At 35.6% G+C, this 14034-nt stretch carries 13 protein-coding genes; 6 read left to right on the top strand and 7 right to left on the bottom strand.

Features of this window, described 5'->3' with window-relative positions; translation table 11 throughout:
- Positions 1-88 precede the first annotated feature (88 nt).
- Positions 89-1948, bottom strand: coding sequence for a S9 family peptidase (locus AABB81_RS11125; protein WP_342160592.1), 1860 nt, complete (start codon positions 1946-1948; stop codon positions 89-91).
- Positions 1949-2391: 443 nt separating this feature from the next.
- On the opposite strand from AABB81_RS11125, the gene AABB81_RS11120 reads away from it, so the two are divergent.
- On the top strand, positions 2392-3282 hold the full coding sequence (locus tag AABB81_RS11120) for a hypothetical protein (RefSeq protein ID WP_342160591.1): 891 nt from the start codon (positions 2392-2394) through the stop codon (positions 3280-3282).
- Between the two features lie 255 nt (positions 3283-3537).
- Complete coding sequence (locus AABB81_RS11115) at positions 3538-4104, top strand: sigma-70 family RNA polymerase sigma factor (protein ID WP_342160590.1); 567 nt, start codon at positions 3538-3540, stop codon at positions 4102-4104.
- 384 nt (positions 4105-4488) lie between these two features.
- Here AABB81_RS11115 and AABB81_RS11110 read toward each other — a convergent pair whose 3' ends face one another.
- On the bottom strand, positions 4489-5208 hold the full coding sequence (locus AABB81_RS11110; RefSeq protein ID WP_342160589.1) for a methyltransferase family protein: 720 nt from the start codon (positions 5206-5208) through the stop codon (positions 4489-4491).
- Positions 5209-5330: 122 nt separating this feature from the next.
- Positions 5331-6050: a DUF6090 family protein gene (locus AABB81_RS11105; protein WP_342160587.1), complete on the bottom strand. Its 720-nt coding sequence runs from the start codon at positions 6048-6050 to the stop codon at positions 5331-5333.
- 507 nt (positions 6051-6557) lie between these two features.
- Between AABB81_RS11105 and AABB81_RS11100 the strand changes: the two genes are divergently transcribed.
- Complete coding sequence (locus AABB81_RS11100) at positions 6558-7025, top strand: hypothetical protein (protein ID WP_342160585.1); 468 nt, start codon at positions 6558-6560, stop codon at positions 7023-7025.
- A 282-nt stretch (positions 7026-7307) separates the two neighbouring features.
- Here the strand turns inward: AABB81_RS11100 and AABB81_RS11095 are convergent, their stop codons facing one another.
- Positions 7308-7715: a DUF2784 family protein gene (locus AABB81_RS11095; protein ID WP_342160584.1), complete on the bottom strand. Its 408-nt coding sequence runs from the start codon at positions 7713-7715 to the stop codon at positions 7308-7310.
- Positions 7716-7853: 138 nt separating this feature from the next.
- On the opposite strand from AABB81_RS11095, the gene AABB81_RS11090 reads away from it, so the two are divergent.
- Positions 7854-8165 (top strand): hypothetical protein, encoded by a 312-nt coding sequence (locus AABB81_RS11090; RefSeq protein WP_342160583.1) that lies wholly within the window; start codon positions 7854-7856, stop codon positions 8163-8165.
- Between the two features lie 68 nt (positions 8166-8233).
- Here the strand turns inward: AABB81_RS11090 and AABB81_RS11085 are convergent, their stop codons facing one another.
- Together AABB81_RS11085 and AABB81_RS11080 are read right to left on the bottom strand one after the other, a co-directional pair.
- Entirely contained in the window at positions 8234-8944 is a 711-nt protein-coding gene (locus AABB81_RS11085) for a DUF6090 family protein (protein ID WP_342160582.1), read from the bottom strand.
- Between the two features lie 347 nt (positions 8945-9291).
- Entirely contained in the window at positions 9292-10074 is a 783-nt protein-coding gene (locus AABB81_RS11080) for a hypothetical protein (protein ID WP_342160580.1), read from the bottom strand.
- A gap of 459 nt (positions 10075-10533) precedes the next feature.
- On the opposite strand from AABB81_RS11080, the gene AABB81_RS11075 reads away from it, so the two are divergent.
- Complete coding sequence (locus tag AABB81_RS11075) at positions 10534-10863, top strand: DUF3817 domain-containing protein (protein ID WP_342160579.1); 330 nt, start codon at positions 10534-10536, stop codon at positions 10861-10863.
- 38 nt (positions 10864-10901) lie between these two features.
- Here the strand turns inward: AABB81_RS11075 and AABB81_RS11070 are convergent, their stop codons facing one another.
- Entirely contained in the window at positions 10902-11555 is a 654-nt protein-coding gene (locus AABB81_RS11070) for a hypothetical protein (RefSeq protein WP_342160578.1), read from the bottom strand.
- Positions 11556-11896: 341 nt separating this feature from the next.
- On the opposite strand from AABB81_RS11070, the gene AABB81_RS11065 reads away from it, so the two are divergent.
- Complete coding sequence (locus AABB81_RS11065) at positions 11897-13762, top strand: helix-turn-helix domain-containing protein (RefSeq protein WP_342160577.1); 1866 nt, start codon at positions 11897-11899, stop codon at positions 13760-13762.
- Positions 13763-14034: the final 272 nt, after the last annotated feature.

The following is a 14034-nucleotide window of genomic DNA, read 5'->3' as shown; positions in this document are numbered from 1 at the left end:
ACTTCTCACTTCTCACTTCCTACTTCTCACTTAACACCCTTACTGAGGTTTTTTTGTTCTTCCCTTTTTTTCATTGTGGGTACTTGTGTTATTGATCAACCAGATACTTTTTAAACCAGTTTACGATTGAAACCGTAGAGGTTACTTTATTGGGAGTTTTTCTCCATCCGTGACCTTCATCAGGGAAAAGGACATATTCAACGGGAATATTTCTTTGTTTTAGATTCTCTACCACTTGTTCGGCTTCAACTACCGGAACATTCGTGTCATTTGCCCCGTGTAAAACTATGGTTGGTGTTTTGACAATATCAACCTTGTTTATAGGCGAGAGGGCTATCAGCATGTCAGCTTCATTATCAGGATCTCCATATTCAACTTTGGATATTTCAGCCATCCACGGTTCTGTTTCTTCGAAAAAGGTGATGAAATTAACAACACCAAATAGATTGGCTGCACCTGCGAACATATCAGGATACTCTGTAATTCCGGCCATCACCATATAGCCACCATATGATCCTCCCATAATTCCAACTCTGTCTTTATCGGTAAAACCCGAATCAACAATGTAGTTGAAACACGCTTCGATGTCTTTTACTCCATTTGTGCGTAATGGGCCATTGTCTAAATTCACAAATTGTTTTCCAAAACCTGATGAACCTCTTACATTGGGTGAAAAGACAGCAATTCCCTGACTTAACAATGCCTGAAAAGTATAGCTGAAGTACGGTCTGGACTGACCCTCAGGGCCGCCGTGATAACTAATTACCGTGGGATAAGGCTTTTTGCCTGTTTTGGGTTCATATAACCAACCACTGAGTTCCAAACCATCAAATGATTTGAATTTGACCAACTTTGGCACAACCAATTCATCTAAGACAATACCTGGGTGCGGACTTTCGGTCAATTTCTTAAAACTTTCCTTTTCCATATCATATTGCCAAATATTGGCAGGCTCTCTTGAGCCGCTGCCTGTGAAGAGGAAATAACGGTCATCGAAAGAGAACTCAATGTCGCCAATAAGTTCCACCGGCATTTTCAAAGTCCTGGATTCCTTTTGTCTTTCCATATCAAAAACGGATACTTCATTTCTACCGGCAACATTCCAGATTAGCAAGGCGATTGATCCGGATTTGTTTATAACGAAGCTCTCCAATTCTGAATCTTCTCTTTCGCTTAAGATTTTAATATTTTCATCCTTTATTTTACTAAAGGCGATCTTATCTCGGTCCAAATTTGATCCCATGTAAATTTCTCCATTTGGCGCAAATTTACCGTAGAAACTTCCTGGCCCACTGTGCTCAGTTAATAAAGTCTCGTTTGAATTTTTGTCTATTAGATACAAATCATTGCTGCCTCTGCTGGCAAGTCTTGATACCAGGAACTGGTCATTCTTTTTACCTATATCCGCGATCCTTCCAATGCCCTGGTTCTTAAAATAATATTCAATCGATTTGGCAGGCACATTGTAGAGATAACTATCCATACCAGTAGGGTTTTTTTCATTGGAAGAGTACGATAAATAGTTCCCGTCATCACTCCAATCGCCAACCCAATTATTTGACTTTCCTCCACTTGTAATTTGCTCGAGTTCACTTCCGTCAGAATTGATCAGATAAATTTGACTATTCATGCCGCCACCCGGAGCAAGTTGAAAAGCGATTCGATCCCTTTGGGGCGACCAACTTGCATTGGAAACGGGATCATTAAAGTTTGTAAGTTGAACCGGCCAACCTCCTGAGCTTGGCATTTTCCACAACTGCGGAGTTCCGCTCATATTAGAAATAAAAACTATTTCACTAGCATCCGGCGAGAACGATGGGGAGTAACATGCACCCACTTTTGCCATCGCTTCAATTTTGGTAGCAAGTTCATCAGATGATTCCTGAGCCATTGCGTGAATCGAAACAATTAGAATTGCAGGAAGTAAGATTTTGGTAATTGATTTCATGATAAATTTCTAAGGAAGATTTAGTTGTTACTGCTTCAAGGTACAAAATTTCACATCATAAAGGGCTAAGTAGAGAAGAAGTGCATCTCAATATAATCGTAATGACCTGAAAAACAATTATTAATAGCCAAAGTATTGAGTCCCTTCTCACTTCTCACTTACGAAGTAAACACTGAGGTTTTTTTTGTTTCTGATGTACCCGGGATATCCCTGTTTGCTTCTATTCAGTTCAATAAAAATAATAAGAAGGAAAATTACAATATCTCCATATTTAATTCGTTTTAATCTTTGAAAAAGAATATGATAAACTCAGTAAACGAGTTTTTAATTTGCTATTAAAAGGGTCAACATTTTTATGGACATCAGTAGGCATGGATTAGTTTTATAACTGGCGCATGCCCTATCGGGCTACAAAAATCAATATTAATTCGTAATAAAATGCTATGAAAAAGAAAACTGTAAAAATCAAACCGGGTATATTTAAATACCTGTTAGTGCTGCCATTATTGGCGCTTTCATTTTGTCAAAGTGAATTTGAAGAACCTTTTGCCGGTTCAGATAATAGACTGACTATAGACGCAGAAGTACTTGCGCTAATGAAATCCGCAATCCAAAGTGATTCAGATCAAATCCTGACACAAAATAAAGGTGCGTTATCCAAAAGTACAGCCACCGAAGATGGTAGTCAGTGTACTTATTTTTTATATCCCATGACTTTTGAAGTTTACTCTGGAGATGACCCGATTCCGGAAATAAAGGAAATCAATTCAGATGAAGAATTAATTGCTTTTATAGAGACATTTACTTTTGAAAACTCAACAGTTGCTTCCACTCCTAATTATGAGATGTATATTTATTTTCCAATTACTTTGCTGGATACAGATGGTGTTGAAACAGCTCTGTACAGTTTAACGGAATTAGAGGGAACTTTGCAAATGGCAGTCGAAGCCTGTCAGAGTTTAAGTGACGGTTCAGGCGATGGCTCTGATGACGAATCAGATGATGACGAATCAGATGATGACTCTGATGATGACTCTGATGGCGACTCTGATGATGACTCCGATGATGACTCTGATGATGACTCTGATGGCGACTCTGATGATGACTCCGATGATGACTCCGATGATGACTCCGATGATGACTCCGATGATGACTCCGATGATGACAATGTTACAAGTGATAACCAAAATGACAATGGATTTAAATTTTGCGACAAGAATGGTAAAAAGGTTTACATCTGTCATAAAGGCAAAACTATTTGCGTAAGTGTAAATGCCATTTGGGGACATATGGAACATCATGAAGAAGATTTCATAGGGACCTGTGATGATTAAACAGATATCACTAACGATAAAGATAAAACGAAAACTGCCGAAAGGCAGTTTTTTTTATGGATTGCATTGTATTTGCCTCAAGTCATAACAGGCAAAAAAAAAGGTTTTTCAATTGCGTCAACAATGGATTTAACTAATCATGTAAGCCTCCCTATAAAAGTCCTCGCTGACTTTCTATTTGTGGTTTAATTGCTAAATTAGGTGTTTAAACCAACCAGCTAATCTTATGCCAACCCTAACATAGAATTAAGTAAAATGAAGAAAATCGAAAAATATGAGGAAGTTTCTAAGCTATGGCTCGAATATAAAAATGCATTGAAATTTTATCTTCTTAAAAAAGTAAAAAATGAAGATTTGGCAAATGAATTATCCCATGAGGTATTAATGAAGGTTTATAATTCATGTTGTTCAGGAAATGAAATAAGAAATCTTAGATCATGGATGTTTCAAATTGCCCATAATACCACTATTGATTATTTAAAGAAGGAAAATAAATTCAAATATGAGATTCCGGAAATTGTTGAGATCGATGACAACAACTCATATAAAGAAGCCGGGGAATTAGTGGAGCCTCTTATCAAGTTATTGCCTGATAAATATGCTTTACCTCTCCAACTTTCTGACATTGAACAATTAAAACAATCTGAAGTTTCAATAAGATTGAATCTTACTTTAACAGCTACTAAAAGTAGAATTCAGCGCGCAAGAAAACTATTAAAAGAGAAAATTATTGAATGCAGTAATTTGGAATTAGATAAAAAAGGAAACCTCATTTCCATTGAAATCAAATCAGGTTGCAAACCAATTCAAAAAAATAATTGATATATTTTGCGTCTTTTCACCTTATAAAGAGTCTTGGTTGTGATTATTAATTTAAAAATTCACAAAATGGAAACAAAAGGAACTTCAAAAAACGAAACTTTGAAAACCAATGGAAACTACACAACTTACTCGTCAAAAGGACCATCATGTCGACGCTTTTCCAGAAGTATTTTTGGCGCGAGTCGAAGGTATTGCTAAAAAGCTTCTATTTTATCAATAGTAACTCAGGGAGCTTAGAGATTACCTTATATTACATTAATTCTCTATGTTTACGATATGCGACGGCCTCGACTATAAGGAGAGGCTGATCGTCATATCGATTATTAGGCGCTGCGCCATTTCTATCAATGGAACATAACAAATTCAACCACTGAATGATGTTCCTTAGAAGATACCTGGAATTAACCGATAACGCACACGGCGCATATAATCCCGATATCCTGGCAATTCTTGTTGTAAAGTTTTATCTTCCAATATGGTCCTTATCACTGCAATGATCAGCGCCACGATCACCGGAATGATTGTCCAAACAGAGCCTAAAGCCAGCACAATTCCCGGTAGTGCCAGAATATTTCCGGCATAACCCGGATGTCTTACAACCCGATATGGACCGCTGTCACATACTACATGCCCCCGGTCCGTCTGAATACGCACCACGCTTGAGAAGAAACGGTTCTCTACCAAAGCCCAACCGGCAAAGGTGTATCCAAGCACAATCAAGATAAAGCCCAAGATCACCAGCCATGCAGGAAATACAATTGACCACCCAAAGTGGTGATCCAGTCCCGCTACAATCATTAATGGGAAAGACATACTCACTGCCATTAATGGAGACAGCACTTTATCCCATGATTTCACATCCTGAGCTTTGTTATATTTTCCTCGTTCTGCCAGCAACCCAGGATGCCTTTTTTCGGCCCACACACGCGAACCTATACCAGCTGTAACTATCAGCACTGAATAAAGCCAACCCTGCCACCAACCGAGATCCCATCCACTTATTAAGAGAACAAGTGGTATAAGGAGATGCGTTATTATTAAACCGACCCAATATTTGGGGCTTGCTGTTTTAAAATCATTTTGATCAACGTTCTTTGATACCATACCTGTTTCTCCTTTTAAAACTGTATTTCTTCCTAAGAAATTTTGGAAATAATATTGCGCTTTACATTTATTATAAGTAGAGGGTATAAATGGCTGATATACATTGTAGTGCTTTCGTTAGTTTAATTTTCCAAATAATTCACAATTGTTTTAGCCTTTTTAATATAACTTACCAAGTCATTCCTTATGGATATTCGATAGGCTCCCATCATTCCAACCTGTGTTTTTAAATACTTATTTTTCTTGATATTATTCCATTCTACATCATACTTCCATGAATAATTTAATTCTACTGAATTATCAGAAGCGTAAAAATCTTGATAGAGAAGAGGGTTATGAAATTTTGACATTTCATCACGATAATCATACCAGGCTGTTTTAAGGATCCGGTTATTAAAAAGTTGAATCCAATTATTACGAATATAATAGTCATCTAACAGTCTTTTTAACTCAACATCATTAAATAAGTGAATATTATTACCATTTATTAAGTCATTATAGGTTGAGGATATAATGGTGATATTTGGAACATATCCAACATAAAAGATGGAGTTAGTAAGTCTTAAAGTATCTATTTCGACTAAAGTATTGTTCAAAAAGTCAGCGAGATAAAATCCTTCGGATTCGGCTAATGTATTTATGGCATTAAGTTGCTCTAAATTGTCAATATCCTTATTTAAGTCAACAATTAAATTCTTTAAATACGATTCTTTTAAACTGTTGTTTTTTCTTTCCTGATTCCAATTATTAACCTGTAATGCTAATAAAATTCCAATCATCACGAGAAAAATTTCCCCAACCGCATATCTCATATACTTGATGGGCTTATTATCATCTGACATTTTTTTACGGATTTGTCTAAAAAAATTTATCATAGTTATTATTATATATGCCCGCGCTTCCTCTGGCCCATGCGATAAACCCTCTGCCAGACATTTTCTTTACCCTCTGCCCTCTGAAGAAGCAGATTATGGGTTTATTTGTTGGATGTTAAAGATAAGGATAATGATTTAACCCGCCTGCCGGCAGGCGGGTTCGATTTTATGCATTAGCTCCGCTGAATCCCTGCCTGCCGTCAGGCTGGTTCGATTTCACTCATTGAAGCATTGCCTCATTATAGTATTGAAATCTGAGATTTTTTGTTCCTTATTACTGCAGATTTACATGTTTATGCCAGGTTGTGAAGTCATCTTTTCCAAACATAATCTGTTGCAATTTTTGACGCCCCTTCGTGATAAAAATCAATGCCAGGACTGATGAAGATCATTTCCTTTGTTTTACTTAATCTCTACCTTCGATTTGACAAATGTACAATGGTGCATTAAATCCTTAATTTAAATCACCCGGTTATGACTGTTAAAAATAAATTTTTAATCAACCTGCCGAATTACTTGATAGTGTTTGTCTTGTTATGTGGAGGCTTACTTATAAGTAGCTGCAATGAACAGGCACGGGGATTTGCGTTACCTGAAGGCAACATTGAAAAAGGAAAAGCGACCTATAAGAGATTGGCATGTAATGAATGTCATAGTATTTCAAATATTGAATGGAAGGGCGGAAAAGATAGTCTGAAAGTACATCTTGGAGGTAAAGTATCAACTCAGAAATCCTATGGAGACCTGGTCACCTCAGTAATTAACCCTTCTCACAAAGTCGCACCGCGCTACAAAGTAAAAACCGCTACCGAAGGAGATCTTTCAAAGATGAAGAATTACAATGAAGTTATGACTGTTCAGGAACTTATTGATCTGGTTACTTTTCTTCAATCGGAATATCATGTCATTGTACCACCAACCAAATACTATCCTTATTATTGAGTAGTTTAGGAGCGCATAAAAAGCTAAGGAGAACCTATATTGAGAGATCATCCGGTCTTCTCTAAATTTCCGTGCTCCCATTTTGGGCGCCACCAAAACGCTGTTTAAAATAGCGATAAGAGTAATTGATCGCAGTTTAATTTTGTTATTCGCTATATAAGAAAAGAGGCCATTTTTTTATGGATTAAAGGAAGAAGGGGATTATACATTTGGTTGTTGATGCTTAAAGATAGGGAAATATAATTTTTATGGTGCAATATCGAGTACTGTTCAGTCTTGAATCTAGACGGACCTCCTTATGTTCTTTGCCTTCCATTTTCTGAGATTCAGATAGAAACTGATGAGAAATGCAGCCACGAATACGATAGCCGTATATATATCAACCGATTCTTCCCGGATATCGATATTTGTCAATTCAAGGATAAGAAAATGGATATAGGAAGAACTTGTATTTTGATAGCCAAGCATCTCTCTTATTTGCCAGTGCCAATCTGTGCAAACACAATAACCCCAGCCAAACCAAATACCAAGTATAAACCATGAAAAAGCAGTAAGGGACAGTGAAATAAAATTGGCAAAACGCCATCGGGGCACCAGCCACCCGAAAACATTGAAAAGAATAAGACTAGTATGGAATCCAATAAAGAAAAGATCAATAATTTTAAGAAATGGTTCAGGCATTGTATTCATGGCTTATCCTGTCGGTTACCTACAAGATAACAAATTTATTGGCAACTGCTTTCACTCCAAATGCCATATGGAAACTTCTTTATGCAGATAGTTTTTTTGTACTTTAGTCGAACCATAATCTAATAATAGTATAGAACAATGCATTTTGATCAAGCGGAAAAAATAGCAGTCGTCAAGGCGATTGCCGAAACCATAGACCTGGATGACCAATACAAAGTGGGAGAACTCATGTATTTAGATGAACTGATGACTACCCTGGAATTTGATGCCCGATACATGGAAAAGGCAAGGCAACTCAGTTCACAGAAGGCGTTGCAGGCACTTCAGGGCATGACAAAAGAAAAAAAGGAGGCCCTGATTATCATGATTGATAAAATGGCTGAGTCGGATGGTTCTGTTCACCAGAAAGAAAAAGAATTCTTAGTGAACCTGATCAATGTCTTGCGTTGAACCTTTAAAATGGATGCTTGAGAATAGTAGTGAGTGTAGAAAGTATATCCGGATGAAATATGCAATTGTTAGCCTTTCGTTTGTATCCTTTCTATATTTGATTGTAACCGTAACAGATTTTTCAGTACCTTTTCATAGATATTTAGTATAATCATTCGATCATTTTTAATTTTCCACAAATAGCTTAATATCTTTTTTTGTTCAGTTTCTGTTACATGTAAAGGAAGTTGAATTGATTCTATCTCACCATCTTTATTAAATATTAGATTGGGCGAAATCTGATTGTTAATCTCTTTGTAATAGTTATCGTAAAAGTTTCCTTCAGGATCTTGTTCCTCCAACTTCATAATAAATGGATAATCCTGTTCATATAATTTAATGATGTCATTTCGTAAAGAATCATCTTTAACTAATTCCAGGCCTCTGGATTTTAATGATTCATAACCTGATTTATTTTGGATTGAGATATAACCTTTGGTTAAATATTCATAATAATAATTAATCGAATCTGCATGAACTTGCTCGTGGGTGAAGACGTCATGGTAATATTCGCATGCTTTTAGACCTTCTCTATGTGCATTCATATTAGATCTTATATCAAGTAAATCTTCCCTTAACCCATTTAAAATTTCTATTAAAATTTTATTTTCAATAATATTCTCCTTTCTGTCCTCATTCCAATTGTTAATCTGCAAGGCTATCAATATCCCAATAACCACTAGTACTATTTCTCCAACAGCATATCTTGCATACTTCATAGGTTTATTTTCATCTGCCATTTTTTTACGGATTTGTCTAAAAAAATTTATCATAGTTGTTAATATCAATGCCCCCGCGCCATCTGGCCCATGCGATAAAAATGTCTACCAGACATTTTCTTGACGCTCTGTCCTCTAAAGAAGGGGATCATATTTTAAGCTGTTGCTAGATAATAAATATAGGAAAATTGATTGAACCAGCCTGCCGGCTCGTCAGGGATTTGAGATTGCAGATTTTTAAAAATAGCTGCTACCCGGTAAATTTATGGAAAGATTATGCAGAGAAAAGTGGGAGAGGAGAACATGTAGATATCAGACGGCAATAAAACCATTGAGCAAAAACACATAAGAGAGAACATTTTAAATAACTATTCTATCATGTCTGTCGTTCTCGAGACATATTGGGTTTCGTCGATCAAGGCCTTTATCCCTTTCTTGATTTTTTGGATCAAAAAGTCGCTGCCACCAATAAATGAAGGAGGAATATTATGGATGTAATTTAAAGTGTAATTAAATGCCAAAGTCTGCTCCTTATTCAATTGGAAATATCTCGATATCGATATTGACATTTTACTTGTATCCTGAAACATGACCTTTCCATATTGATAATTATGTTGTACCACGATGAGGTTGGGAGGCAGCGCTAAACCATCATATTTTTTGAAGTAGTTTTTTAGTTTTGGATATTGGTTTTCAAATTCTTCAGGTGAATAAAAATGTAAAGTATAGTCTATTTCCGGTGCACCAAAACCAACAGAAATATGATAGATACTATCAATTCTGTTGATTTTTGCAGCTGGCATGGTTCGTGAAATATAGCCCGGATCAGCCAATCGTTCTTCTGAAAAAAAATAAATTGGTTTATCTAAAACATAGGCTACTTTAGTCAACAAGACATCATACTGTTCTTTACCCTTATGTTCCCAATAATCATATAGGTCTAAGGGTTTTGCATGTTCAGGAAAGGAGAAAGAAGATGCTTTACCTAAAGGTTCCTCATTCGCAGTTCTTTTGAGCAAAGAATGATAGAAAAAAATACTTTCGCTTGTATAATCCTCTTTTGGAAAATCAAATTCAAGCGTTTCAATGTTTTTCCATTGTAACTCATGTCGCTGTTGGGCGACAGAAGTCAACGCAAGTAACAAAAACATGAACAACAATGAAGATTTAATCATAGCTTGAAAAATACATTATTGATTCTGCGCTATTCAGTCAGTAATTTCAATTTGTTTGCTGCTAAAGTAATATTTTTGGCATAAACATTCCAATAGAATATTGGATCAATTTAAATTTTAATCCTTTGTGCTCTTTTGAGTCGTCAAAAGTTGTATCGTACAGGTATCATTTTTGAGGAAAGAATGCAGAAAATGTACACCTGCAAAGCGACGTAACCATCTATAAATAATTAATTTAACTTCTCCCTTCTCCCTTCTCACCTTTCCCTTCCATCTCACGGATGTTGCGTTATATGAACAATTACCCAAAAACTTTTCGAATGAGATTTAGTGAATTGTATACGAGAATATTCAGGAAATATGTAATCTTTGCCCCGTTTATAATTATGAATTGAAAATTGACAGAATAAACCAGTCAATGCAAACCCAAATAGAATGAAATTAAACACTGTTCTTGGTCAGTTACGTATCCTTGCTATTCTGGAAGGAATCTCTTACCTCTTATTAATCCCAACTGTTATTCTTAAATATGGATTTGAGATAGGGCTACCAAATAAGATTGTAGGAAGCATTCACGGTCTATTGTTTATCTTGTATAGCGTTTGGGTGGTCTATTATGCCATAAAAAATAAGTGGAGTCTCATGAAAACACTTATTTGTCTGGCTGCATCGTTATTTCCCTTTGCTACATTCATAGTAGACCAAAGAATTCTTAAAGTGGAAGCTGAAGATGAATCATTTGCCAGTGTCGGGTATGACCGATAGCTTCAATCCTGAACAAGACGAAAATAGAATCACTAAAGTTATGTCTTATTTTGGAGTCGATTTTCCTCAATTGTTTCAATACGCCATTCACTTAACTCTTTTATCCGGTTCAGCACATTGGCTGTAACACGGTTGTGTACCCGTTCCCAGATAACACTCACAAATTTGCGCTTCTCCTGCCATTTTTGCTTGCCGAAAAAATTAAATCCAACTCCGAATACTAACTGCGATTTACTTGTCTCACCCAATTCTGGAATAGATGAACGAACATAGATAGCCAATATTCCGATAGGATAACCACCTGAACATTCGTATAATAAATATCGGGCATTGTCAAAATCAAAACTATCGGGAGCATCTTTTACCCGGATGGCAGTAAGCAGGAACAGCGGGATCATTGGTAGTCCAAAAAAACTTTTCATAAACTTGAAAGGATATCTTTTCCATCCGAATGGAAGAATACGAATATTCTCAAGATTATTACTAATTCGATCAACTTTTGCTATATGATTTGGCCAGCAGGAAGGACTGCCATTAAAATGCATTAATTCATTAAAAATATGGTTCACTGGCGCATCTATGCCAATTTTATTAATATTTAAAATGGAATACTGGTTGGTATCAATCCCAATTCGTTGAATTACACCCTGATTATAATCATATCTCTCTTCAGATGAATTAAATTTAATCAATGTAGGATACTTTGGTTTGTGTATAAAAAAATAAAGTATATCTGTAAGGATTCCCTTACTTTTTACAGGAGGTTTCTTAGGGTCTATGTGATTGAAACGATTCAAATAATATTCATTAATACATAAATTTACCTATAAATTAAACTTCAACCAAATGTGGCCCCCATTAAACTATCGGGTGCAAATTTCTTACAGGTAAAAAAACGTGACATTGCTTCGCATCCTAAAGCAGAACAATGGATGCTTGAGTTATGGCTAAGATGTTCAATTAAAACTACTTATTATGCTCGAATTGGAAGCGATAAAAAAATAAATCGTTAAATTGGTTAGAATTTATGCCAATGGAGAACGCTATTACAAACAAATTTAGACAGATTATCTTAGACCATCTGGATGATGACAAGTTTGATGTTAGCCATTTAGCCTCTGAAATGGGTTGGAGTAAATCTCATACATTCAGAAAAGTAAGATCGATTACAGGTGTTTCTGCAAATCAATTTATTAAGAAAACCCGCCTTCAGGAAGCTGCCAAATTACTTTCAGGTACCGATCTTAATGCTTCTGAAGTATCGTATAAAGTGGGTTTCAGCAGCCCATCCTATTTTAATAAATGTTTTAGTAAATACTATGGTATTACACCGGGGGATTATAAAATAAAAAAGACAGAAACCACCTCAATTAATGACGCCGATCTCATTAGCGCCAGTTCAAGAATTAGAAAATTTCAATATATTCTTTATGTGCTTGGAACGCTTTTGTTCATAGTTGGAATACTTTCAATTTTTACAGGTAAAAAAGAATCTCAAGAAATATCCATTGCTGTTTTATATTTTGATGATCACAGCCCTGAATCAGATATACAATGGTTCTGCAATGGACTTACCGAAGAAATTATTGAAAAACTAGCCGGCATTAATGATTTGTTGGTAACCTCCCGTACCTCAGTAAAACAATTTAGAAACTCTGATCTACCTATTGACGAAATAGCAAAAGCGCTTGGTGTAAATTATATTTTGGAGTCAAGTGTGTCCAAATCAAAAAATAGTGATTCTGTTCGAATTATTACACAATTAATTAATTTGAAAGACAAACATGTTTGGTCAAATACCTATGATGAAAGCATTGAAAACTCATTAAAATTACAAAATGATGTTTCTAAACGCATTGTGGAACAGCTTGATATTACCTTAAGTCCCGAAGAGAAAAAGAACATTGATAAATACCCAACTGATCATAAGGAAGCTTATAGTTTATTTCTTCAGGCGGACTATCAAAATAGTTTGTTTAATAAAATTGCCTTTAAAAAGGCAATCCCCTTGTATGAGCAAGCTATCGCATTAGATTCCAGTTTTATTGAAGCCTATATGGGTTTGTCTGAAATATGGCAGATCGGCGGATTGGTATGGGGCTTGTATGATGAGCAGGAAGCCTGGAATAATTCCAAACAATTATTACTTAAAGCAAGGACTATTGACAGCACAAACACTCAGTTAGAATATAATTTACACCTGGGATATTTTTATTATGATTGGGATTTTGAAGCGATGGAAGCTTACTATCAAAAGAGATTGACAAAATCCAGTTTTGATAATTTGACGGGTGTTATTCTGGACTATGGCATAAAAACAGGTCGTTATAATGAGGCATATCTTATCAATGAGAGGTATATAAAAAAATCACCGAAACTCAGCCATTTGTATACTTTTAAAGCAGAGGCCTTAATGTTCCTTGGTAAAAAGGATGCTGCACTTGAGGTATTAGAGAGAAAAAACCCCTTGTTTAGCGATGATTTTTATTATTTGAGATCATCGACAAAATTGTACTTCTACCTCAGAGAACATGAAAAGGCCAGAGACCAATTGAAAAAAATCAGAATGAATTTACCAAATGATAATCCATCAATTTTAATCTGGCTGGATGCGGTTTTTGCCAGAATTGATGGAGAAAATGAAATGGCTACCTTTTATTTAGATCAACTGATGCAACTTTATGACAAGCATAGTTCCGGAAGTCCGGCGTGGTTTATTGCTCTATACTATTGCTATTTCGAAGATTACGAAAAGACCTTTATATGGTTGCAAAAATCATTTGATCGTCATGAAGTGGAGATGACCTGGTTACGTGAAGAACCCCTTTTAATTCCTATACGAAATGATAAGAGATATATGGATCTTTACCATAAAATCGGGTTTTCAAAAATCGAATAGGCTTCAATTTCAACATAGACTCTTTAACCCATAAAGAGAAGTGTTTTCACCATAGATATGCGTACAATCTTGTTTGCTGGTTTCAGGCTTTGCCTAACCAGGATCAGTCATGAGTTCAATAAACAATTTTTATTTAGGTCAGGTTTGATGAAGAATTGAATTCCTTTGAATCAAAATGATTCAAAATTACTATCAATGATTCGGAATTACCATCATTTGATAAAGCATTACAATTAAAAAGTTTATTATTTATACCCTTACAGTTCAATTAT

It is taken from the genome of Lutimonas vermicola (assembly GCF_038433205.1).
In the GTDB taxonomy this organism is placed as follows: Bacteria; Bacteroidota; Bacteroidia; order Flavobacteriales; family Flavobacteriaceae; genus Lutimonas; species Lutimonas vermicola.
Note: the sequence above shows the minus strand (reverse complement) of the source record. Positions and strands in the feature narration are given on the sequence as shown.

Bases quoted from the DNA above. Each gene is read 5' to 3' on its own strand.
- AABB81_RS11075 (WP_342160579.1), top strand. From the start codon at position 10,534: ATGAAATTAAACACTGTTCTTGGTCAGTTACGTATCCTTGCTATTCTG.
- AABB81_RS11120 (WP_342160591.1), top strand. From the start codon at position 2,392: ATGAAAAAGAAAACTGTAAAAATCAAACCGGGTATATTTAAATACCTG.
- AABB81_RS11065 (WP_342160577.1), top strand. From the start codon at position 11,897: ATGGAGAACGCTATTACAAACAAATTTAGACAGATTATCTTAGACCAT.
- AABB81_RS11080 (WP_342160580.1), bottom strand. From the start codon at position 10,074: ATGTTTTTGTTACTTGCGTTGACTTCTGTCGCCCAACAGCGACATGAG.
- AABB81_RS11125 (WP_342160592.1), bottom strand. From the start codon at position 1,948: ATGAAATCAATTACCAAAATCTTACTTCCTGCAATTCTAATTGTTTCG.
- AABB81_RS11105 (WP_342160587.1), bottom strand. From the start codon at position 6,050: ATGTCAGATGATAATAAGCCCATCAAGTATATGAGATATGCGGTTGGG.
- AABB81_RS11085 (WP_342160582.1), bottom strand. From the start codon at position 8,944: ATGGCAGATGAAAATAAACCTATGAAGTATGCAAGATATGCTGTTGGA.
- AABB81_RS11110 (WP_342160589.1), bottom strand. From the start codon at position 5,208: ATGGTATCAAAGAACGTTGATCAAAATGATTTTAAAACAGCAAGCCCC.
- AABB81_RS11115 (WP_342160590.1), top strand. From the start codon at position 3,538: ATGAAGAAAATCGAAAAATATGAGGAAGTTTCTAAGCTATGGCTCGAA.
- AABB81_RS11090 (WP_342160583.1), top strand. From the start codon at position 7,854: ATGCATTTTGATCAAGCGGAAAAAATAGCAGTCGTCAAGGCGATTGCC.
- AABB81_RS11095 (WP_342160584.1), bottom strand. From the start codon at position 7,715: ATGAATACAATGCCTGAACCATTTCTTAAAATTATTGATCTTTTCTTT.
- AABB81_RS11100 (WP_342160585.1), top strand. From the start codon at position 6,558: ATGACTGTTAAAAATAAATTTTTAATCAACCTGCCGAATTACTTGATA.